This is a genomic window from Micromonospora sp. NPDC048894 (assembly GCF_040649765.1).
In the GTDB taxonomy this organism is placed as follows: domain Bacteria; phylum Actinomycetota; class Actinomycetes; order Mycobacteriales; family Micromonosporaceae; genus Micromonospora; species Micromonospora antibiotica.
Genome location: NZ_JBEZFY010000015.1, coordinates 26,959 through 50,313 on the forward strand (window position 1 = coordinate 26,959; position 23,355 = coordinate 50,313).

A 23,355-nucleotide genomic window follows, 5' to 3' on the forward strand; every position below is an offset into this window, starting at 1 on the left:
GACCGACGCGGACAGTCAGAACAGCTGGGGGCGTTCGATACGCGCCCCGGCGCACTTCTTGACCAGCGGACATTCCTGGCACAACGGCTCCACCGGCCGGCACAGCGTGTTCGCAAGTTCGATCAGGCCCAGGTGTGCGGCGCGGGCGTCGCTGTCGATACCGATCATCCGGGCGACCTCCAGCCGGCCGTCGGTCAGGCGGTTACGCCGGTCGACGGGATGACCGCTGAAGCGGGCAGCCACCCGCAACACACCCTTGGTGACGAGAACCGGCTCTTCCGACTCGTCCTCGGTGCCCGCCGGAACGACCAAGACCGCCAGGTCGGCAATGGATTCGTGGAGACCGGGCACCCGCCGTAACGCGTCATCGTCGCGCAGTACCCGGGGATCATCCGCGAGTTGCCGGGCGAGCTCCACCACCGTCCCGGCCCGGTTCGCCCGGGAGATGAACCCGCCGGTGCGGCGCAGGTTCTCCTCCGCTGCCACCGTGTCCTGCGGCTGGCGCCACGTCCGCAGCAGGATCCAGACCTGGCGCATCACATCCGGGTGGGCGCGATCGAGGAGGATCTCCGCTTGCAGGACCTGCCACCGTGTCTCCGCGCGCAGCCATGGAATGCCGCTGACCTGACCCGAGGCGAACCAGCCCGCGAGCGTCGAGGCCACCTCCCGCGTCGACACATGCGCCGGACGGGGATTGTCGAGCGCCCGTCGTGCAGCCCGGGACAGGTGCTCACCGAGCAACGGGGGTACCGCGTTGCCGATCTGCTTGAACGCGGCCGACGGCGGCCCGGCGAAACGGAACCAGTCGGGGAAGGTCTGCAGCCGGGCTGCCTCCCGCACAGTGATCGTGCGGTTCTGGCGTGGGTGGATGTACCAGTAGCCGTCCTTGGCGATGTGCGCCGTGATGGTGCGCGACAGGTCGTTCTCGTCCAGACGTTTGTACTTGTCGTCGAAGATGTCGTCGCGGTACCGCTTGACGTCGTCCGGTAGGTCCGAATACCGGGTCGTCGGGCCCATCATCTCGAACGCCCGCAGGTCGTCCTCGCGCACGGGGCGGGTGATGTGGTCGAAAACCCGGTGCGTATCCGATTGCGGCATCTCCGCGCGCATTCGCTGCTGGAAACCTGTCGCGGGAGCGTCGTAGGGGGTCCAGCCCTCCGCTCCCCCTTCGGGACGCCAGCCGCCCTCGACCTCCGGCAGGTCGCCGATCGCGTTCCACACGGTGACCCGCTCGGGCTGTTCCTCCGGCCAGTCGAACGCGAGGCCGTCGCGGAGGCCGACCAGGATGAGCCGTTGACGGAACTGTGGGACGCCGTACCGGAAGGTGTCGACCGCCTTTTCCTCCACCGCGTAGCCGAGGGACTCCAGCTCGTGCACCATCGTCCGGAGGATGAACATCTCCTTGTCCAGTGCCATGTCCGTCACGTTCTCCATGAGCACCGCCGGCGGCCGGGCCAGCCGGATGACCTCGAGGAACGACCGCCAGAGGTCACGCCGTTCGTCGTACGGATCACGCAGACCGTGGCGCACCTTGTGGCGGATCATCGACCGGCCGGCCTTGGAGAACGGCTGACACGGGGGCCCGCCGGCGAGTAGCTCGACGCCTGCCAGGCGCACGAGGTCGGCGACCTCCCGGATACGGGCCGGGTCACCCAGGTCCCAGTCCACGCTCAGACCACCGTGGTGGTGCCGGTGGGTCTCGACCGCTTCCGGGTAATGGTCCACCGCAAGGACGACCCGGTAGCCGGCGTTCTGCATCCCGAGGCTCAGACCGCCCGCCCCGCTGAACAGATCAGCCGCCAACCGGAACCCGTCCTTGCGGGCTTCCTGGGCGTACCGCAGCAGCTGCTCGCCATCAGTGACGGCGTCGGCATGGGGCGCCAGCTGCACGAAGGGTCCACGCACCAGTCTGACCTTGTACTTACCGCGACGGGCGGTGGGATCGGGTGCGGTGGGTTCGGCATCGGCGCGGTCGGTCACGTGCACGAACGTTACCGGTGACGGCGGCCGCAGCCCAGCACGCCCCGGCGGGGACACCAACGTCGCAGCGGGGTCGACCACCGGGGCCGAAGGACCCGGCACCCACGTCAAGATGTCCCGTCACTGCGGCCTCAAGGACCCGGCCGACCGTACAACGGGACGGTCCTGACGGACGGTGACTTGCGCCACCCATGCTGTATACGTGGTTACCGAACATCGCTCTGATGGCCGTCTCGCGCTCACCGAGACCCACCCATAGGCGCCATGACGGAAGGGCACGGATGCACCGGATCAGCGACGAGGACCTCAACGACCTGGTCGAACAGATCGCCAGTGCCGTGTACGGCAACAGCACGATCGTGGCGATCCGTCGTCAGCTGGGCAGATTCGTTCCGGCCGACATCCTCGAGGCCGCGATCACGGAGTACCAGTCCCGGGCCGGCCGACCCCGGGACCTGCACGAGCCCCGTTCCCTGACCGACCCCGCGGCACAACTCGAGCCGTGGTACATCCCCCGGTCCGACGACGTCTTCTGGCCGTCGGTGCGCCGCCGTCTGGAGGGCACGGGTCTCGACGAGGAGCCGATCAAACGGATCAACGACGCCTCAAGCAAGATCGTCTCTTTTATCCCGCCGCCCGGGACGGAGCGGTTCAGCAGCCGCGGACTGGTCCTCGGACATGTCCAGAGCGGCAAGACAACCAACTTCATGTCCGTCGCGGCGAAGCTGTGCGACGCCCGCTACCGGTTCGTCGTGGTGCTCTCCGGCATCACCGACAACCTGCGGTCCCAGACGCAGCAGCGACTGGAACAGATCCTCGTCGGCGACGACCGCGGCCGTTGGCACCTGCTGACCGACCGTGAGACCGACTTCGACGACAGACAGTCCCGCAATGCGGCGAACCTGCTGAGCAACCCCGATCAGCGGCTCCTCGCCGTGGTCAAGAAGAACCCGTACCGGCTGCGGAAGCTGGCGCGTTTCCTCGAGGCCGCCGGCACCATCCTGCAGGACTGCCCCATCCTCGTCATCGACGACGAGGCCGACCAGGCGAGCATCGACGTGGGCAACAGGGGCCGGCAGTCGACCATCAACTCCCTGATCCGTCGCATCCTGAGCAAACCGAAGGTCGCCTACGTCGCCTACACAGCAACGCCGTTCGCGAACCTGCTCATCGATCCGACCGTGCCCGACGATCTCTACCCCGCCGACTTCATCGTCGACCTGCCCCGATCCGACGACTACTTCGGCGCCGAACGGATCTTCGGACGGGACCTGCTCACCTACGAGACCGGGCCGGTCGACCGAGGCCTGGATGTCGTACGGACAGTCCCTGACAACGAGGTCCCCCAAGTGCGGCCCCCCGGTGCCCGCGCCGGCTTCGGCGACTGGCGGCCCACCGTCACCGACAGCCTCAGCGAGGCCATCCGCTGGTTCATCCTGGCGACCGCCGCCCGCCGCTGCCGTGACGGGGCGCCGGCCGACTCGACCATGTTGATCCACACATCCATGCGCGCCCCCGCACACCAGCGGACCGCCGAGGTCGTCCAGACGTACCTGGGGACTCTGCGCAGCGGCTGGTCGACCCCTGCGGTGCGGGAGCGGTTCCGGCACCAGTGGGAGCAGGAGACGACCCGGGTTCCCGCGACCGACCTCGGACTCTCACCCCTGCCGTGGCCGCAGGTCTGCGACCAGATCCCCGGTGTCATGGCCGACGTGGGCGTGGTGGTCGACAACTACCAGTCCGACGTGCGACTCAGCTACGGCGAGGAGCCGGTCACCGCCATCGCGATCGGGGGTAACACCCTGTCCCGCGGGTTGACCCTCGTCGGCCTGGTGTGCAGTTACTTCGTCCGGGCGGCCTCCGCCTACGACACCCTGCTGCAGATGGGGCGCTGGTTCGGCTACCGCCACGGCTACGAGGATCTGCCCCGGATCTGGATGACGGGCGAGCTCGCCGCATGGTTCGTGGACCTGGCGACCGTCGAGGCCGAGATCCGGCAGCAGATCCGCCGCTACGAGACCGAACACAAGACGCCACGGCAGTTGGCGGTGATGATCCGCAAACACCCGTCCATGGCGGTGACCTCGGCCGCCAAGATGCGCGGGGGCGTCACGGTGCGCTACAGCTACGGCTCCCAGGTCATGCAGACCATCAAATTCCACCACCGCGACCAGGACTGGCTACGGCACAACATCGACGCCGCCGACCGCCTCCTCAGCGCCGCCCGTGGCCTGCCCGGGGTCCGGGAAACCCCCGTGCGGGCCGGACGCAGCGCACTGACCGGCGTGCCGGCCGCACGGGTAATGGCCTTCCTGCGCGACTACCGCTTCCACGAGCGCAGCCCCAGCCTCCGCCCGGAGGCCCTGTGTGAGTACATCGCCAAGCAGAACGACTACGACGCCCTGCGCACCTGGAACGTCGTCGTCATCGAACAGGGCAGCGACCGCCTCGGCACGATGGAACTGGCAGGCCGCAAGTACCACCGGATCAACCGCAGCCGGCTCACGGTGCCGGCGAACTACGCCGACATCAAGGCACTCGTGTCCACGATGGACCGCGTGGCCGATCTGCCCGCGTCCATCAGAATCAGCGACATGATCGACGGTGATCCGACCGACCGCAGGCTACGGGAGCTGCGCGACGGACAACTGGGAGGCACCGGACTCCTGTGTCTCTACCCGGTCAGCAGGAACTCCACCGTCGAGCGCAGCAGCACCCGCGGCTATCCGAGAACCGACCTCGCGGCGGTGGAGGACATCCTCGGGATCGGCCTGTTCTTCCCCGAGGCCCGCGGACCGGAGGACCGTGACTATGTCGCGGTCGACCTGTCAGGCCTCGCCCCAGCCGACGAGGAACTCGAGATCGTCGACATCGACGAGATCGACGCCGCCGACGAACGCGCCGGCGAAGCCGTGACCGATGGCGCCGCATCATGACAGGCGGCGCCGAGGAGATGTTCCGCCGTCTGGAAGCGACCGACCCGCCACAGCAGATGCGCGTGCTGGACAGCCCGGTCGAAGTCGCTGCCGGACCGGTCGCCATCGGCATCGACGCCGCGGGTCACCGGCATCTGCTCATCCCGCTGACCGACCGTCACCCCGGCGTACAGGACAGCGTCAGCCGCGGCGTCACCGTCACCACCCGGGGACTGGAGGACGACTCCCGTCAGTCACGGCGATACGCCGACGTGGTGTGCAACCTGCCTGAGCTCAACGACATCTTCGCAGCATTCTCCGATGACCTGTGCCAACAGTTGCAGACCCGCCCCGGCAACCCGGGGCGGGTCTGCCTGGAAGTCCTGCACCGGTGGCGTGACCTGCTCTCTCCCGCACCGGGTCCGACACTCGGACCGGAGGCGCTGCTCGGCCTGCTCGCCGAACTGCACTTCCTCGAACTGGTCGGCGGACGTGGGGGCGCGCCACCCCTGCATCTGTGGACGGGCCCCCGCAGCGCGCGCACGGACTTCACCTCCGCCACCGCTGCCGTCGAAGTCAAGGCCACCACGCACCGTGACCGCCTAGTCGTCGACGTGCACGGGGCCGGTCAGCTGGAGGAACGCCCCGGCACCGATCTCTACCTGTACGTCGAACAGCTCGAACGCGACAGTGCCGGTGACAGCGTGCCCGACGCCGTCGACCGGCTCCTCGCCACCGGGATCGACCGGCGTGTCCTCATGGGGGCCCTGGATGCGGTCGGATACCGCAGCGGAGACGCCGAGACCTACCGCCGGGACAGACACCGGGTGAGGCGCGTCGCCGCGTACCACGTCAACACGCCCGAATTTCCCCGGGTGACGTCGCAGCAGCTCGACGCACCACTACAGCAACACCTGGTCCGCCTGACCTACAGCATCGATCTGTCAGCTTTCGACAACCACCTCATCGACCCCTGCGCGGCAGCCACCGCGCTACTGGACCAGCCATGACGCGCGCCTTCAGGTACGCCGAGCCCCTCCCCGCCTCCGGAGGGATAGACGCGCGGTCGGTGCGTCGGACCCTCGGCACGTACTCCATGGACTTCTGGGAGCTGTTCCTACGTGAGACGCTGCAGAACAGCTGGGACGCCGCCACCGGGGAGCGACCTGTCCACTTCTGCGTCGACGGTTGGCGTCTGACAGCGGCACAACTGCAGAGCCTGCGCCTCTTCCTTCCCGGGGCCGACTTGGACGCACCGGAGCTCAGGGTCCTGACGGTCACCGACAGCGGGACACGCGGGCTCGGCGGACCCACCCGTGCCGACCGGGTGGGTGAGGACGACGACCGGGATTTCGTCGACCTCGTCCGTAACATCGGACGGCACCCTGACAAGGGATTCGCGGGGGGAACCTATGGCTACGGCAAGGCAGTCCTGTTCGAGGCGAGCAGCATCGGCACGGTGGTGATGTTCACCCGGGTCAGAACCACCGCGGGTATCCAGTGCCGACTGATCGGCATGTCCCTCACCGACCCCTACCGGATCGAGGGACGCCAGTACACCGGACGCCACTGGTGGGGGGTCCCCCACAACGACGTCGGTGTGGAGCCCGTCACCGGCCCGAGGGCGGAGCGGATGGCCCGGGCCATCGGAATCACCCGACTGCCCGATGACGCCACCGGCACCTGCATCATGGTCATCGCTCCCCGCACCGAGCAGGAGCGCCTGGCTGAGGTGATTGCCGTGATGGCCGATACCGCGACCAGGTATGCGTGGGCCAACGTCGTCGCTCAGGGCGACCAGGGTCCCGGCCTCAGGTTGCAGTTCACCTCCGACGGCTCCTGGATCGATCTTCCGGACCCGGGCACCGATGCGCGGCTGCGGTTCTTCGTTGAGGCGCACCGGTACTGCCGCGCCGTGTTCCGGGGCACGGCAGACGAGCCGCCCTGGCCCTGGACGGTCCAGGAGATTGTCGGCAGCCGTCCGGAGCAACGTCTGGGGGTCCTGGCATGGCGGATGTACCGGGCAGGTGCCTCGGGTAACCACGCCCGACCACCCGCTGAGATCGCTCTCCTGCGCAGACCCGGCCTCGTCGTCGAATACCGCACCGTCACGGCGGACCCGTTCGGGCGCGCCATCAGCGGTGTGTTCATCGCCGACCCCGACCTCGATGAGGACTTCGCCCGCGCCGAACCACCGACCCACGACAAGTGGCAGCCGCGGCTGGCACAACGGCAGCGCTACGCCCGCAACCCGGTCAGCCAGGCCCTCCAACGTATCGACCGGATCTTCAAGGACCGTCAGACGGGAGCCGCGGCCGCACCCACCACCGAGGCCGTGACAGGGGTGTCACGGCTGGCGAATGTCCTGGGCGCACTTCTCGACACCCAAGCCGGCGGCACCGACTCCCGTATCCCGGTCGGGCCGGCCAACCCGGTGCCCCACCCGCCGTCGACCCCACCGGGAACACCGGGGCCACCGACCGACACGCCGACGCCCGGCACCGGAGGCAACGGCCCGCAGCAGGGTCCCCAGGGGCAGGGCCGGAGACCGCGCCCCGCACGGGGTCTGACCCTGATCTTCCATCCCCGGGCCCGGCCGGCCCTGCTGGCCGACGGTGCCCGCGCGGTCGAGTTCGACATCGATCTCACCGGAAATCCCGGCGCACCGCTGGCCCTCACCGCCCAGCCGCTGATCGCCGTGGCGGACGGCGCCCCCGAGCCGGCCGACGAGACCACCCCCGTCGACGTCCTGCACTGGCGTGACCGGGACAGCGGCGTCCTCACACCAGGTCCACGGCTGACCCTGACCGCCGGGATGTCGGAACACTGGACTGTCACGCTCACCCAACCGGCTGATGCCGCCATCACCGTCCGGGTGAGCCAGGAGGAGGTGGGACCGCGGTGAGCGCCCCGATCAGCACGGGTTACCTGACCCCGGCCGAGGAGCGGATCCAGTCGGGGATAGTGGCGGTCACCTCTCCGCAGGGCACACCCGTCGCGGAAGGTCAGCCGGTACCGGACTGGGACTACTTCACCGACCTCACCGCGACCTGGCCCCTGCATGTCGACCTGCCCGGGGTGCTGCAGGACTGCGGCCTGTCATCCGACGCCACCGTGGCCTGCCTCGTCACCTGGCACAGCAGCAGCACCAACCGCCGCGGCAACTCCCCTGCGGCCAGACTCGTCGACGGCGGGAACCAGCTGGCCGTCGTGATCCCGGGAACCGAGATCGGCGGGAACCTCACCGTCACCGCCCGGATGGTCCTGGCCGCCCCTGATCCCGCACCGGTCTCCCCGCTCGCCGCCACCCTGCCCGGCGCCATCCTCTGGCAGGCCCGACGACGCTTCACCCTGGAAGGCAGCGGCAGCCGATTCCCCGTCGTGGCCACGAGCTTCGCCGACAGCGGGCTGGCCGAGGGACGCCGCTCGCTGTGGTACCTGTCCTGCACCCCGGACCTCGACGGCTCCGACACCGGCAGCATCCGGCTGTACCTCAACACGGACCACCCCGCGATCACCACAATGCTCAACCACCCGGACGCGGAGACCTCCCGGATCCTCGCCGACATGCTCCGCCACGATGTCGTCCGTCAGCTCATCCAGACAGCGCTGCGGTGCGAGGACCTCCAGGACGACCACGACCACGGCGAAGGCACACTCGGAGAGCTGTTCATCAACCTGACACGCCGGTACTTCCCCGACCGATCACTCACCGATCTACGCAGCCAACACCGCAGTGACCCGGGCGAACTGGAGGCGGTCCTGCAAGGCCTGGACCGGGTCCTCGCATGAGCCGGCTGCACGTCTACCCCCGGTTGCCTGCACACATCGCGGAACAACTGCTCACCGCCCACACCGGCCGGGACCTTGTCGGACTGCGGCGACTGTCAGCCACCGCCGACCCCCGCACCACCTGGTACCCGACTGCGCCGTACCGCGTAGCGGAGGATGACCTGCGCGCCCTGCAACAGACGGTCCGCGCCGTCGCAGCGGACGCAGACTGGCCAGCACCGTTGAGCAAGACGAACGGCACAGCCTTCGACCGGCTGTTGGCGCCGACCCTGTACCGGCAGATGACCATCGTCCCCGCCGATGCGGCGAGCGAGGAGGTCTGGTCATTCCTCAGCCTGGTCGTCCTACCGGATGTTGCGCTCTGGCGATGGCCCAACCCGCTACGCCGGCCGGGATACGAACGCATCATCGGGCGCCCCCGCAACGTATTCCGACGCCTCTGGAACCGCATCCACAGTCTTGGCGAGAACCTCGGAGGCCAGCTTTACGAAGACGAAGCCGTCGCGATCCTCGAACGCCCCACGCTCGGCGCGCATCCACGCGTCGCCCGCGCCATCACCCACGCTCACCTGGCCACCGCCGGGGAGGCCTGCGCGGCACGGACCGAGATCCTGCGGATCACCGCCCGCAGACTCCGGCGACTCGCGGTCGTGGTCAGCCTAGAATCGCTCGACGACGCTCGACTGATGGAGCTGGTGGGGAGGTACACGAGGGAAGCCATCGACCAGTTGCAGTCCGAGCGAACCCTGAGCACGTACGGCCCCGTTCCTCCGCAAGTGCAAGCGAGGTCAGGAGCAAGGTAGCCACCAGGAAGGGAACTGGCTGCTGCAGGAGGCGATCTTCGTACTGCCCGTACGGTCCTCGATGGTGGTCTATTCGAAGGTCGAACAGGACGTGTGCAGGTGCCACGCTGGCGGGCATGGCGAGCGAGCAACGGCAGCAGTGGGTCCTCATGGCACGTGCAGCGTTGATCATCGCCGCGATGCGAAGGTCGCTGCTCACCTGCGGTGAACTGGGACAGGCCATCGGCATGGCCGGCATCGATCTGCGGAATCAGATGCGCCACGTTTTGGCCCAGGTTGCCGAGGAGTGCATCGCCGCCGGGGAGCCGTCGGGGCTTGACCCCCCGCGCTGGTTGTCAATGCTACCACCGGGCAGCCGGGCGCCGGCTGGGTCAACGGGGCGGTCCGCTGGCACGCGGAGGTGCAACAACTGTTCCGGCACTGGAACCCACCTCGTTGAAGCGGCACGCCGCCGACGCGGAAAGGTGGCGTCGGGACGCGCTGGCCCCAGCCCTCCACCGGTCGGGCCGACGCACTCCGCTCTTGCAACCGAGGAGAAGGCCGCCTCCTGGGGTTACGCCCGCATCAGCGGCCATTGTTGCCGTCCGCAGGCATCCCGATCATGTCGATGATCACGTGAACAGGCGCCCAGCTGTACAGACGCCATCAAGCAGTGGCGCCTCGTCACTGATCGCCGACGGCAGCCGGGGTCTCCGAGGGCAAACCATGGGCAGGCCGACAGGGCAGCGCGGGGTTCCACCGCGCCCCGCTCCCCCACCGTGGGGGACATCCCGTCACCAGATGAACAGCCCGCCTACGGCGCCGGGATGGGGTTCGTGCCGGGGGGAACGCAGGATGGGCATACCGGTGGGGGAACGCTCGGGCAACGACCGGTCCGTGCACGATGCCGCAGTTCGAGCAACTCGCAAGGGAGTTGGTGGCGGAATGTCCGCTGAGCGCGTGCACCCTGCCAGACGCACAGCTCCGCCCTATCGGAACCCGCTATTCAGCATCGACAACGATGGCCGATTCATCGACACTGTTGCGTGTTTGCCACTTTATGAGCTTGCCGCTGGATGGCATCGTGCTCATGGGCGTCACAAGCTGGAAAGCCATGGTGACAAGGCCATCGTTGACAGACTGCACATCCGGAACGTCCGCTTCGAGTGTCGGGTAGACGATCATGGCGCCGGTGGCGGGAGCGTACAGTCGATCAGCCTCCGGATCGGAAACGGGGGTTCCGAGTCCCGCGATTCTGCTGGCAGCATTGCGGTGCCTCAACTCACTGACGGCGCTGAGCGAACCAGTCGGCGTCCTGACCCGCTGGAAGATGCTGAACGGTCCCTGATCATGGATCGTCCGGAGGCTTTCTTCCGAGACTTGGTGGGGAAAGATGATCAACCAGCGTTTCAGCTGCTCAGGGCCGAGGCCGCTGAGCCACGTCAGTTCCGGCTTGAAGGTGTCCGCAGAAAGCCACCTCAGAGATTGGAGCACCTCGACAACTTCACGGTGATCCATTTCCGCGATGCGCGCGGAGTAGGACTTTCCGGTGTCCTGAATCGTTGACACACCGGCGACCTTGGCCGCGCGCACGGTCTTGAACCGGACCGTTGTCGTGGCGGCGGAGAGTACGGGGAGCCACGCCGCAGTGTTGGCGCGGGTCTTCTCATCCCCCGCACGAGAGCCCGGGTTCGGGTGTGCGACCGGCTCCATCGGTTCGCCCGGCGAGCTCTTCTCGACCAGCGTCGCATTCCACATCTTGTTCCGGCCGGTCGGTCTGAGGTCGGGACGGTGCTGTGCGATGAGCGGTGGAATCTGCCGCGGAGTGATCTGTCGTTCTCCGTCGGTCGGTTGTGAGTATCGCCGCAGTTCCGCTCGGAGATACTCCTCGTCCTTGCACGCCGCGGCGAACATCTCGTGCAGTTCCTCTGTCGTGTAGATGCGGATGAGGTCGCGGAATCCTGGCCGGAAGCCGAACCAGCGACCCATCTGCATGAGGGTGTCGACCTGCTTGGTCACGCGTCGGTAGTAGGTGACGGTGAGGCCTTCAACGGTGAAGCCGCGGGCGAGGCTGTTGCCGCCGACGAGGATCCGCCAGATCGGCCTCATGTCGAAGTCGAGGCTCTCCTGCTGTCGTTCGAGGTCCTTGTCGCTGTTGACCACGATGACCGGTCCGCTGCTTTGATCAGGTGGGCTGATCTTGTCGAGGGCGGCCGCGATGTCGGGCCGCAGGTCATCGAAGTCGGCCGGCGTCGGCAGGTCGGTACCCGATGCGGCGCTGACGGGCAGGACATCGGTTTCGTAGAGGGCCCGCAGACGAGCCAGACCCGCGGGTGCGCGGTACTGGCCGCTGTTCCACATGGCGTTGATGACGTCGGCGGTGTCGCGGTGCACCGCCTTGGACATGGCCTCGTGCACGAGCATGGTGTGGTGCTGGTAGAAGGCGTGCCCGTGGCGCTGACGGTGGAGCTTCACAGCACCTGTCAGCAGGTACATGTCGAGCGGGGCCCGCAGGTCCATGTCCTGCGGCTCCTCGTCGAGCAGCCGTACGTGCCGCAACTCCTGGGAGTTCTCGAGCGTGCGCTCCGACAGCGGGATGTCGGTGTCGAAATCGTGGAAGTCCTCGGCGCCCATGTAGGCGACGGGGCGGGCCAGTGAGACGAGGAAGTCCCGCGGGAAGATGTCCTCGACGTCGGACGGATCAACGAAGACATTGGCGTACGGCGTCGCGGTGTACCCGACGTACTGGGCGCGCGGCATCATGGACAGCAGCTGACCGATGAGCCGGTTGATTGCCGTACGGTCCTTGCTGTCCTGGGTCCACTTCTTCGGGCTCGTGGTGTTGACCGAGGCCTGGTCGGACTCGTCGTCGATGATGAGGACCGGTACCTCGCCGAGCCGCTCCCTGATCCGACCGAGGTCCGCGACGAGGTCCTGGAGGACGGTCTTGTTCTTCTTGGCTACCACGAGCCGGGCGTCACTGGTGTAGAGGTTGACCGGTGCGTACAGGGGTTGGGTGCGTTCGCGGCGGGGGAAGTCCAGTGCCATGAATCCCTGGCGTAGGCGCCGGTAGTCCCATCCGCGGGTACTGAGGCGCCGGATGTCGGGGTATCCGATGTCCGACGGGCGCCCACCGTGACGGACGAAGCGGTCCTTTTCCCAGTCCGTGTCGTCCTGGTATTCGTGGCCTCTGCTGTCGTGAGCGGAGATCTCCTGCTCCAGGTTCTCCCGGCCCACGAGCTCGATGTCGAGACGACGCTGCGTCTGGGCGCGCAGCATGTTGGTGGTACCGGTGAGGACGATGACGAGCCGGTAGCCGGCATCGACGGCTTTCGCGATGACGCCGGTGAAGTTCGCGGTTTTGCCGCTCTGCACGTACCCGACTACGAGGCCCTTGGCCTGGTAGGCGACCTCGCGGGTCGGGTCGGACAGGCGCCTGACGACATCTTCGGTGGCGTGGTCCAGTCCAGCGACGACGCCGGCGTCCCAGCCCTTGTCCAACAGGTACCTGCGGTAGTGCGACCAGTAGAAGTCACGTTCACCCCGTCGCTCCGTGGTGCGCCATTCTTCCCAGTCGTCAGCGATGACGATCGGCGCGGTGGCGTGCGGGAAGAGGCTTGCCACCAGGTGCTGCGTCGCGGGGTCCAGCTGCAGCGTGGAAACGATCGCTGAACGCCGCTCCGAGGTGTTGCGTGCCGTGCCTGCGGCCCACACCGCATCCGTGTCCACGTGGTCCCAACCGGCCAGTACCTGCGCGAACTGCTGGCGTAGCGCATCCTCGGGGCCGGCCGACTGCAGATGCGCGAGCAGGGCCGCTCCGTCGGTGAGGCTCTGATCGTTGCCGAACATCGCGGCGACGGGATGGATGGGCATCGGACCGCTGCGCTGCATGCCGTCGAGGGCTGAGCCGTAGGCGAGGGTGACCGTGTCGCTCATTGCAGCTCCTGTCGTCCTGCCAAGACCGCGATCCGCAGGGGTTCGGGGGCGGGGTCGGTGCTTCTGCCGGTCAGGTCGAGTCTGTACCGGATGTCAGTTATGCGGCTGAGGTCCACACCGGCGGCCCTGATCAGGTCCCCGGTCAGCCTGGGGAAGGTGTCGGCAACCCTGTACAGCGCAGGATCGGAACGGAGCCTCCAGCGTTGCAGGGGTCCCGAAGCGAAGCGGCTCCGCCACCCAGCCCGCCGTACAAGGGCTTCGAAGCTCTCGCGCAGACCACCCGGCGGCATCATCTGCCGTACGCGGTCAACCAGCTCGGCGAGGGTTCTGCCGCCGCTACCGGCTCCCGTGATCTGTTGCGACAGCAGCCAGAGCGGTCGGCCACCTGTCGGTTGCAACTGGCCGACCGATGAGATCCGGTGCATCCGTCGCTCCGACGCCGTGGTCTTCACCTCGACATCGACATCGGACAGGCCGAAGTCATGTTCCTCCGCACCGCCGCGCCAGGCCGCGATCGCCGCGTCGGGTGAGCTGGTGGCCGCCAGCCCTGCGACCAGGCAGAGCTCGCCAATGAGGCCTGTCTCCACTTCTCTCGTCAGGGCGTCCTCGGGCCTGATCAGGTGGCCGATGTGACGCAGCGTCTCGACAAGCGCGGCGCTGAGAGGCAGCCCGTCGAGCTGCGCCCGGTCGGCCACCCCGCACAGCACGGGGTAGGCATCGGCGAAGAGGCGGGGATCATGGACGGCGATCTCGATCAGGCGGGCGGCGCCGTCATGCACGAGGGTCGTGCTGACGTGCTCCAGGCCGGTGGGAGCGGGGGTCTCGTTACCGCGGGCGGGGCCGCGGAGACCGATCCGATGGTTCGCCGGATCAGTGAATAGAATGACTCTCGGCGTGCCTTCGACGGGGTGCTCCATCGGCACCCCGGTCGCTACGTATGCCGCGAAGCCCTCACCACTCAGATGCCGGTCCGGGCTGCTCACCCACGCCCTCCGAAGGACGCCAGTTCGGCCTGGGCGGCGGCGGTGAGGATCTCCTGCCACAGGTCGATGTTGTCCTTGTCCCGGGAGCCGAGGTGAGCGCCCTGGAAGACGTTCTCCATCAGCAGGAACATCAGGGCCTTGACGAGGGGGGCGTCGTTGAGACCCCCGCGGCGGCCTCCCAGAAGGGCGGCTCGGTAACGCCTGTTGAGCAACAGGGTCATGGTCTCGCGCTCAACGTGGAACAGGTCGTTGTTGTCGAACTTCACCCAGAGGATGTTGAGCGGCGACTCGTTGAGCTGCGGCAGTTCGTCGATGATCTCGCGGCTCACCCGCGGGTTGATACCGCGTCCGGGCGGGATCACCGGGCGGCGCCGGGCAGTCTCGCGTTGATTGCTGGTCGCCCACGTCTGCTCTGCAGCGTGGAGGAAGTCGGTGACGGTGCTGCCGTCGGCCGCGCGGGCGGCGCCGACAGCGCGGGCGAATCCCGCGCCCGCGGTCACCCGCGACTTCTCCGGGTTCATGATGAAGAGTCCGGCAACGTCGCCGTCGATGTCGATGGCTGCCCGCGCGAGCTGCAGCTTCTTGTCCGGCGCGTGGATCCCTTCCCAACCGCCCGCATGCAGGAGCCGGTCACCTCGGTAGAAATAGAGGCCCTGCCGCAACTCCGCGCCCCCTGGCAGGCGGTATTCCGCGTCGTTGGACTTGCCGGGCCAGATGTGGCACTGGATGGACAGAGCGACGCCGTCGAGGTCTGTTGCGAGCGTCTTCGGCCAGCCAGCCGGCGCATTGCGGTAACCGAACGGGTCGAGCGGGCGGACCTCAGCCGGGACACCGACGCCCTCGTCGACATCCTCCACATCGACGGTGACGCTCAGCTTTCCCTTGGCCAGGATGCGGTGAAACATGAGCCCGAGATGTCCCCGGAGATGGTCCACCGTGCGCGACAGGAATGTGCCCACCAGATGCAGGTCCTCGGATGCCGGGAAGCCCCCTACCTGGTCCCACCGGATCACGGTGCCCGACGGGGAGGTGCTGAACGGCCACGTCCGGTCAAGCTCGGCGACGGCGAAGTCCCCTGGGACCACATCGCAGTGGAAGCCATCGCGGTTCTGTCCCTGCAACCACCGCCGACCGACCGCCTCGTGGCCCGATGCGCGCGACAGGACCGTCAGGCTGGCCGCCTGACTGAAGGATGCAGCTTTCAATCCGATACCGAAACGGCCCAGGTCCGTCGCCCGGTAGTCCCGTCTCCCACCCAGCGTCAGGGCGGTGTCGATGGAGCGGGGTGTCATGCCGTGCCCGTCGTCGACCACGTACAGGCCGATCAGTCGGGCGTTGCGTTGGATGAAGCGGATCAGCACACTGTTCGCGCCGGCGTCCACGGAGTTGTCGACGAGGTCCGCCAGCGCGGTCTCCAGGGAGTGGTTCCGCCCGAGGGCATCCAGTGCGTGCGGATCCGGGGGCAGCTCAACCGATCCGACGACCGGCACGTCTTCACGCCACTGCATCATCTCACCGTGACCCTGCCGCGAAGGAGCCGTCTTCAGGGACGCCACCGCCGCCCGTTGGCCTGAATCCCCGACCCCGTGCGACGTCCATCAGTACCGATGCGGCCCGCAGGTGCTTGCCTGCCGGGGTGTACCCCTGCTCGAGCGCCTGGGTGATCTCTCTGATGACGCTCCGCTGGGCCGCATCGAATGAGCCGGTGGTCTCGCCCCACACCGCGAGGTCACGCCAAGTGCGCGGTGGCGTCGTCTGCAGGGTCTCGATGTCAGCCGGGTAGGCGTCGAGCTCGACCAGCTCAGCCTGGAGCTGTCCCGGGACCATCCAGGCGATCTCCCGTATGGCTTCCCAGCACTCGTCCCTCTTCGCCCACTCACCGACGTGCGTCCGCCCCGCGGGGGGCGAGGTGATGACCTTCTGCACGAGTGTCGACAGCTCGGCGATCGCCTCCCTCGTCGCCGGCGAGAGGTCCTGGGTCCGCCAGATCCGGTCGAGGTCCAGACGACCTCCCGTCATCTGGACGAGCTTCGCCACTGTGTAGGTGACGACGTTGGCCTTGTATCCACCGAAGTTCTGTCGGGCGACGATCTTGTCCGCGCGGCGGAACAGGATGGCTTTGGCCACGAGGTTCTGGCAGTACGATTTGTCGACCACCGTGAACGTCTCGTCGAGGCCTTCGGAGAACAACGTGAAGTTCTTCTCGGCGCCGAGGCTCACCTGCTGGGGCCGCATCGACCAGGACATCTCGAACTTGGCGAGCTCGGACTTGGTGAACTTCTGATCGGGCGGGTTCATGGTCTTGAAGACCTTCTGGCGCGACCTGGTGAGCTCCGCGGTCACCGCGTTGGCGTACTGCCCCCGGGCCCGTTCGTAGAACCAGTGGGTGTCGCTCTCGTGCAGCGGTCCGGGTGGGGCCCAGAGCGTACGCATGATTCGTTCGATGTCGACGTGGAAGCTGGCGTTCGCCTTGAGGTCGGAGGCCCTGACTTTGTTCTGGGTGTTCGAGTATGCGGAGATCTTCGGGACGATCTCGTCCAGCCGCTCGGGGGATACGACGGTGAGTTTCATCTGGACGAGCACCTGACCGATGTCCGTCGTTCGCCGCGCGTGGTGGATCGACGCAGTGGTCTGCCCGCCGTTGACGATCTGGAGGTCGTGGATCCGGCGGATAACCCGTTGCCCGCTGTCGTCGGTGTGGAAGTCCACCGCGGATGCCGTGGCGGCGATCCCGTTGTTGTAGGCGAGGAACCGCTCGGGATGGTCGCGCAGGGTTCTCTGGATGCCGCTGTTGACGGCGCCCTTGACCTGGAGGAACGACCGCACGTTGAGCTCGAGTAGGCGCGCGCCGTGGCGTCCGTACAGATCGGCGAGATCGTTGCCGGGCACGATGGCAAGGAATACCGCATAGTCGGAGCTGGTCTGCGGAGTGCCGAGACAGGGCAGTCCGTCGGGAAAATCTGCCACGATCGGCTCGGCGCGGCTTCCCGACGCCGTCCAGTTGGCGAGGCGGCGCAGGTCCCAGACGTCCCGGGCGATCTCGCGTCCCTGAAAACGTAACGGCGGGAGCGGATCCCGGACGACGCTGCGGGCATTCGAAATGTAGATGAAGCGGACCCTGTCAACCTCGGCGAACTTCTCCGCGACGGTCGACACCATGCCGGCGACCTCGGACGACGGCTCGTTCCGGACGACCGTCCCGGCGAGGCAGCGGGACAGGAAGTTCTCGAGTCGGCGGAACGCGGTCTCGGCATCGCTCCGATTGAGTTTGTGGTCCTCGTCCGCTCGGGGACTATAGCTGGTGATGAAGAGGTCCAGACATCTGTCATCCGACGACAGGCCGAAGCCACTCACCTCGACCCCGTGATCCTTGAAGCGGACGACCACGGGATCCTCCGTCAGGCCGTAGCCCGACAACTGCTCAAGGACCAGCCCGGCGAACGCCTCCTGCGGCTCTGAGTCGTTCACCTCGCTGTACGCCCGGACATCCTCGAGCAGGCTGTAGGCGCAGAAGTCGAGGTCGGACTCAGGCACCGGCGATCCCCCCCGGAGAAGTCGCATCGCCATGCGCAGGACCTAGCGTGACTGGGGAGTTGGTCTGGGTGGTCATGGGTTTCTCCGACGCTGATGTGCGGCTCGAGATCGGACCGCGCGGATCCGGCCGGTAACCGTGCCTATCTTGCAGCATAAGGGCAGTAGACGACAGAACCGCAGGATGATCGACTAGCTGGGCATCCGGCCGTCCGAGTCCCTCCCGACGCCTGATCCTTTTCCGGACGTTTCGTGATATGGAATGGGCGGACGCCGGCCGTTCCATATCCGGCCGATCCCTAGCGACCGGAGCCCTTCGGGTGCGAGGGTGCCTGCACCGTAACGGTCAGGCGTCGCTGCGGCCGGCGACCCGACCCACGGACGGGTCGTGCTCGATCGAGCGGATCTACCCCGGCAAGGCCCCTGCGCGTGAGTGACGCTGTCGACGGTAAGCCCCCGTTACCCCCGCTACCTAATGAATCCCGAACGGCCCGTCGCGGCTCGCGGGATGCCTGCCCGTTACCCGACCTTCGAAGGTCTCCAAAAAGATCGGCAGCGTGGGTGGCGACGGGTCGTTGGCGGTGTTCCGACTCGTCGAGTACACGCCTGCACACCTCTGGGCCGGTGAGGCCTCGTGCAAGACCGGCGGGCCGGCGTGTCCGGATCACCTCTGTGGCTTGAGGCAGCATGTTGATCGTGGTTGTAGCCCGCCCGCACGGCAGACACCTCGCGAACCGGGAGCCGACGAGCTCTGACAGCGAAGACCGGAACCGTGCGGGTCGCTGGGATCGCGAACGGCCCATCGGAGGGTAGGCCACAGAGCCTCGTCATTAGGGCGCCGCGCGTTCCCGCCAGGGTCCGCAACCAGGTCACCAGGAAGGAGTAATAGATTGAAGGTGTTCTGCGGCATCGACTGGTCCGAGCGGCATCACGATATTGCCCTGGTCGACGAGCACGGCCAGTTGATTGACAAGCGCCGCATCGGCGACGACCTGGAAGGGTTCGCCGTGCTGGTCGACATGCTCGCCGCCGCTGGCGACAACGTCGATGAGCCGATTCCGGCGGCGATCGAGACACCACGTGGGCTGCTGGTCGCGGCCCTGCGCGCGACCGGGCGCCGGGTGTACTCGATCAATCCGATGGCGGTGGCACGTTACCGGGAGCGGTACGCGGTCTCGCGGAAGAAGTCCGACCACATCGACGCGATGGTGCTGGCCAACAACATCCTGCGCACCGACGCCCACGCGCACCGGGCGCTACCGGCCGACAGTGAACTCGTGCAGGCCGTGGCGGTGCTCGCCCGTGCTCATCAGGACACCACGTGGCGGCGGACCCGGGCGTCGAACGAGCTGCGGTCGCTGCTGCGGGAGTACTTCCCCGGATTCCTCGCCGCGTTCGCCGGTAGGAAAGGGTACCTGACCAGCCCGGACGCCCGCGCGGTGTTGGCCATCGCGGCGACGCCAGCGGGCGCGGCCAAGCTGTCACGCACCCGGATCGCGGCGGCGTTGCGCCGCGGAGGCCGGCAACGCGGCGTCGACGAACTCGCCGCCGAGCTCCACGAAGCCCTGCGCCGTCCGCAGTTGCGGCAGTTGCCCATGGTCGAGGCCGCGATGGGCACCCAGGCCCTCGCGCTACTGGCCACACTGAACGTCGAGTGCGCCAGCGTCGACCAGCTCACCGAGGCCACCAGTGAAGCGTTCCGCCGCCATCCCGACCACGAGATCGTCACCAGCTTTCCCGGCCTGGCCGACGTCACCGGCGCCCGCGTCCTCGCTGAGATCGGCGACGACCGCACCCGGTTCGCCGACGCACGGGCGTTGAAGGCATACGCCGGATCCGCACCCGTCACCCGCGCGTCCGGCCGCAACGTCTCCATCACCCACCGCAAGGTCAAGAACGACCGCCTCGCTGCCGCCGGCTACCTCTGGTCATTCGTCGCGGCCACCCACGCCGAACCCGCCAAGCAGCACTACCAACGCCGCCGCGACCACGGCGACCGCCACCCGGCTGCCCTCCGCAACCTTTTCAACCGGCTGCTCGGTTGCCTGCATCACTGCCTGGCCACCAACCAGGTCTACGACCCGGCCAGGGCATTTTCCCAGCTGACGCCTGCTCGACCCTGAGATCAAACGGACAGCGTATCCGCGGTCCGGTCAAGCAGGTCTTGGGCACCAACGCCGACCGCCGAATCGGCGTCAGTCAGCAACCCCTGCAGCACAGCCTGGAAACGGGCGCGATCCTGCAACGTGGAACGAGTCAGCTCGAACAGGACAGCGCTCAGCGCACCACTGAGATGATCCGCCGTCTCCGGCTCCGCCACGTGCCAGGCCCGAGCGAACAGACGCAACGCGGCCGCGTCCCCGCGCCGCAGTAACGCCTCGGCGGCAGCGTCCGTGACAGCCGTATCACCAGGATCAAGCAGAAGGGCCTGCATCACCGCGTCCACCGGGTCATGCCCGACGAAAGCGCTCAGCTCCCCGCCAGCACGCGCCCGATCCGACCACACATCCGACCGCGCCAACAGCAGAAAACGCTCGTACACGTCCACGGATGAATCATGCCCGGCTCTTGACCGTTGCAGAGATCGGAGGTCTTTTTGATCGTCCCCAGCCGGGGACCCTCGGTCGCTCGGCCCGGTATGACTTTCTGCCCCTGTCGTTTGGATGATCCGGGGGGTGTTGTCGCCGGGTCGGGTGGCGTCGGCGGACCGCGGATAGGGACACGGCCACCCCGTGTTCGGGGTAGGTCTCTTCGTAACGTGGCTGCCGGCAGTCCGACGCCCAGACTGCGGCCGAGGCCACGAAGAGATGCGTGGAGGCGGGTGCGGTGCACGACGGATACGGCGTCTACCTCGGCTTGGACGTCGGCAAAGAGGGTCACCACGCGGTTGGGCTGGGCCCGGACGGCAAGCGGCTGCCCGACGCGCCGTTGCCGAACACCGAAGCCCGGCTGCGGCAACTGTTCGACAAGCTTGCCCGCCACGGCACGGTCTTGGTGGTGGTTGACCAGCCCGCGTCGATCGGTGCCTTGCCGATCGCGGTGGCTCGGGCAAGCGGCCATCAGGTGGCCTACCTGCCCGGCCTGGCCATGCGCCGCATCGCCGACCTGCACCCCGGCGCGGCGAAGACCGACGCCCGCGACGCCTACGTCATCGCCGACGCCGCCCGCACCCTGCCGCACACCCTGCGGCGGGTCGACGTCGGCGACGAGGCCCTGGCCGAACTGGAAGTCCTCGTCGGCTTCGACGACGACCTCGCCGGCGAAGCCACCCGCGTGTCCAACCGCATCCGGGGCCTGCTCACCCAGATCCACCCCGCCCTCGAACGAGTCCTCGGCCCGAAAGTCCACCACAAGGCGCTCCTGGAGCTGCTGTCCCGGTGCGGCGGCCCGGCCGGGCTACGCAAAGCCGGCCGCCGCAAACTGACCTCGATCGCCGCCGTCCACGCACCCCGCATGGGTGAACGGCTCGTCGAGCAGATCATGACCGCCCTCGACGAGCAGACCGTCACCGTCCCCGGCACCGCTGCGGCCGAGACGATCCTGCCCCGCCTCGCCGACAGCCTCCGTGACGTCCTGCGACAACGCGACCAGGTCGCCGGCGAGGTCGAGAGGATGCTTGATGCGCACCCTCTTGCCCCGGTCCTGACCTCGATGCCCGGCATCGGCGTCAGGACCGCCGCCCTCATCTGCCTCGCCCGACGCCGCTGCGACGTCCTCCACGCCATGCTCCGCGACAAAATCCCCTACCAACCACACCCCACCAGCCCCGTCCCCGCTTGACCAAACCCATAGGGACACCCCCCAACCCGGCCACCGCATCCTGGAGTCGGCGCGGCCACGGGCATCAACGCCGCTCTCCTCGCCGAACTGACCAACCCCGGCGGCACGGTCGTCACCATCGAACTCGCCCGGACGTCTCCGACATCCTCGAACGGCTGGGCACCCACCGCCACCGCCGTTCCGCACCACCGAATCCCAACGATGCACATGGATGACAGAACCTGACCGCCGACCCCGGTAAACGGGGGGTTTTCGGGGGGCGGTTCAAATCTTCATAGAAGAAAGTCGAAGCCCTGACCAGCGTTCCCGCTGGTCAGGGCTTTTTGTCTGTCGGGACGGCCGGATTCGAACCGACGACCCCTTGTTCTGGGTCGAGTTCGGCACGTCCACGCAGCGGTTGGACTGCGCGCCGACGATCTGCTGCCCGGTTGCCGGCGGCGGCGTCGTGGGTGGGGTGGTGGTGGGTGGGGTGGTGGGTCCGTCGGGGCTCAGTGAGGTGATGAATCTCCACACCTCTGCCTGTGTCCAGGATTTGGCGCCGGGTGCGTAGGGGTCGGCCGAGCCGTCGACGGCGTTGGGGGCGTGTGGTCCGTCGAAGGCGCCCCAGACGACGGGGTAGCCGGTGCGGCAGCCCGTGTACCAGGTGACGATGTGGGTGAGGCTGCCCTGGGGTGGCTCGGGCGGGTTCTGTCGGGTGCAGCCGTTGTTCTGGACGAACCGGTCGCGCATCGACCGTCCGCCGGAGATGGGGAGGGTGCCGTCGCGTAGTCCGTGGATGCCGAAGTAGGCGATGGGATCGGTGCCGCCCTGGCATCCGCTGAGGACCCCGCCGGAGTAGACGATGACGCCGCGGAAGGTGGTGGCGCGGGCGCAGGCGATGGCGTAGGTCATGGCGCCGCCGTAGCTGAAGCCGGAGGCGAACAGCTGGGTGGTGTCGACGCACAGGCCGCCTTCGATCTGCCTGATCATGTCGTCGACGAAGGTGAGGTCCTGGCCGTTGGAGTTTCCCCAGCCGTTGTTGATGCCCTGGGGGGCGACGAAGATCGTGTTGCCCTTGCCGTACTTGTCGACGCGCAGTCCGTAGTAGGACCATTCGATGCCGCTGGTGCTGCCGTTGTCGACCTGTTCGGCGGTGCCACCGACCCAGTGGAAGGAGAAGACCAACCGGTAGGGGTGGTTGCTGTCGTAGTTGTCGGGGATCCGCAGGATGTAGCTGCGGTTCTGTCCGCCGCTGGTGATCGTGCGTTTACCGCTGGTCAGGGTGGGCGCCTTGCCGCACCCGGCGGTCGCGGCCAGCACACCAGCACCAGCGGTGGAGGCTGCGGAGGCGAGTCCGCCGCTGATGGTGAGGCCGGCGGCCAGGGTGAGGGCGACCGCGGCGGCTGCCACGGATGCCAGGGTTGCTCTGTGTTTCACGACCATTCAACTCCTTCTATCAGGAACATCCCGCCCCCGGTTTCGGCTACCCGCCTGCCTGGGTGGTCGGGTTTGGCTGCCCGTCCCACGCCTCGCCGTGGCGGCAGGGCTCCCGGCCCCGCCGGGCGGGAGCCGCACCTGATCCGCCGGCACCGACCCGGGACGGTACGGCGAGGACCGGCCTCCCGCTGTCGGCCCACCGCCGCTGTCGGCGTACGACCCGCGATCACGGACGGCCGC

Annotated in this window: 14 protein-coding genes; 7 read left to right on the forward strand and 7 right to left on the reverse strand. The window is 67.8% G+C overall.

What is annotated here, in order from left to right:
* Nucleotides 1-15: 15 nt before the first annotated feature.
* The gene (dcm, locus tag AB0C22_RS26085; RefSeq protein WP_357537592.1) at nt 16-1,980 is read right to left on the reverse strand and encodes a DNA (cytosine-5-)-methyltransferase; all 1,965 of its coding nucleotides are present in this window, start codon (nt 1,978-1,980) and stop codon (nt 16-18) included.
* Between the two features lie 224 nt (nt 1,981-2,204).
* Between dcm and AB0C22_RS26090 the strand changes: the two genes are divergently transcribed.
* Genes AB0C22_RS26090 through AB0C22_RS26110 form a run of 5 tightly spaced genes read left to right on the forward strand, consistent with a single transcriptional unit; the run spans nt 2,205 to nt 9,490 of the window.
* Nucleotides 2,205-4,916: a Z1 domain-containing protein gene (locus tag AB0C22_RS26090; RefSeq protein ID WP_357537594.1), complete on the forward strand. Its 2,712-nt coding sequence runs from the start codon at nt 2,205-2,207 to the stop codon at nt 4,914-4,916.
* A complete protein-coding gene (locus tag AB0C22_RS26095; protein ID WP_357537596.1) occupies nt 4,913-5,905 on the forward strand; it encodes a PD-(D/E)XK motif protein in 993 nt (330 codons plus the stop codon). Before AB0C22_RS26090 ends, AB0C22_RS26095 begins: the two co-directional genes overlap by 4 nt.
* A gap of 59 nt (nt 5,906-5,964) precedes the next feature.
* Nucleotides 5,965-7,800, forward strand: a complete 1,836-nt coding sequence (locus tag AB0C22_RS26100) for a hypothetical protein (protein ID WP_357537598.1) — start codon at nt 5,965-5,967, stop codon at nt 7,798-7,800.
* Nucleotides 7,797-8,687, forward strand: a complete 891-nt coding sequence (locus tag AB0C22_RS26105; RefSeq protein ID WP_357537600.1) for a hypothetical protein — start codon at nt 7,797-7,799, stop codon at nt 8,685-8,687. The genes AB0C22_RS26100 and AB0C22_RS26105 overlap by 4 nt, the downstream gene beginning before the upstream one ends.
* The gene (locus AB0C22_RS26110) at nt 8,684-9,490 is read left to right on the forward strand and encodes a hypothetical protein (RefSeq protein ID WP_357537602.1); all 807 of its coding nucleotides are present in this window, start codon (nt 8,684-8,686) and stop codon (nt 9,488-9,490) included. Before AB0C22_RS26105 ends, AB0C22_RS26110 begins: the two co-directional genes overlap by 4 nt.
* 981 nt (nt 9,491-10,471) lie before the next feature.
* Here AB0C22_RS26110 and AB0C22_RS26115 read toward each other — a convergent pair.
* The 4 genes from AB0C22_RS26115 to AB0C22_RS26130 are packed head-to-tail and all read right to left on the reverse strand — an operon-like array spanning nt 10,472 to nt 17,922.
* Nucleotides 10,472-13,405 carry a Z1 domain-containing protein gene (locus tag AB0C22_RS26115; RefSeq protein ID WP_357537605.1) on the reverse strand — a complete coding sequence of 978 codons (2,934 nt, stop codon included), beginning with the start codon at nt 13,403-13,405 and terminating at the stop codon, nt 10,472-10,474.
* Nucleotides 13,402-14,388 (reverse strand): PD-(D/E)XK motif protein, encoded by a 987-nt coding sequence (locus AB0C22_RS26120; RefSeq protein ID WP_357537607.1) that lies wholly within the window; start codon nt 14,386-14,388, stop codon nt 13,402-13,404. Before AB0C22_RS26120 ends, AB0C22_RS26115 begins: the two co-directional genes overlap by 4 nt.
* Complete coding sequence (locus AB0C22_RS26125; protein ID WP_357537609.1) at nt 14,385-15,896, reverse strand: ATP-binding protein; 1,512 nt, start codon at nt 15,894-15,896, stop codon at nt 14,385-14,387. Before AB0C22_RS26125 ends, AB0C22_RS26120 begins: the two co-directional genes overlap by 4 nt.
* Nucleotides 15,897-15,900: 4 nt before the next feature.
* Nucleotides 15,901-17,922, reverse strand: a complete 2,022-nt coding sequence (locus AB0C22_RS26130; protein ID WP_357537611.1) for an AIPR family protein — start codon at nt 17,920-17,922, stop codon at nt 15,901-15,903.
* Between the two features lie 887 nt (nt 17,923-18,809).
* On the opposite strand from AB0C22_RS26130, the gene AB0C22_RS26135 reads away from it, so the two are divergent.
* The gene (locus AB0C22_RS26135) at nt 18,810-20,042 is read left to right on the forward strand and encodes an IS110 family transposase (protein WP_357537613.1); all 1,233 of its coding nucleotides are present in this window, start codon (nt 18,810-18,812) and stop codon (nt 20,040-20,042) included.
* Nucleotides 20,043-20,044: 2 nt separating this feature from the next.
* Here the strand turns inward: AB0C22_RS26135 and AB0C22_RS26140 are convergent, their stop codons facing one another.
* Entirely contained in the window at nt 20,045-20,467 is a 423-nt protein-coding gene (locus AB0C22_RS26140) for a hypothetical protein (protein WP_357537615.1), read from the reverse strand.
* Nucleotides 20,468-20,745: 278 nt separating this feature from the next.
* Between AB0C22_RS26140 and AB0C22_RS26145 the strand changes: the two genes are divergently transcribed.
* Nucleotides 20,746-21,699 (forward strand): IS110 family transposase, encoded by a 954-nt coding sequence (locus tag AB0C22_RS26145; RefSeq protein ID WP_357537617.1) that lies wholly within the window; start codon nt 20,746-20,748, stop codon nt 21,697-21,699.
* 264 nt (nt 21,700-21,963) lie between these two features.
* Here the strand turns inward: AB0C22_RS26145 and AB0C22_RS26150 are convergent, their stop codons facing one another.
* Nucleotides 21,964-23,121 (reverse strand): poly(3-hydroxybutyrate) depolymerase, encoded by a 1,158-nt coding sequence (locus tag AB0C22_RS26150; protein ID WP_357537619.1) that lies wholly within the window; start codon nt 23,119-23,121, stop codon nt 21,964-21,966.
* Between the last annotated feature and the right edge of the window lie 234 nt (nt 23,122-23,355).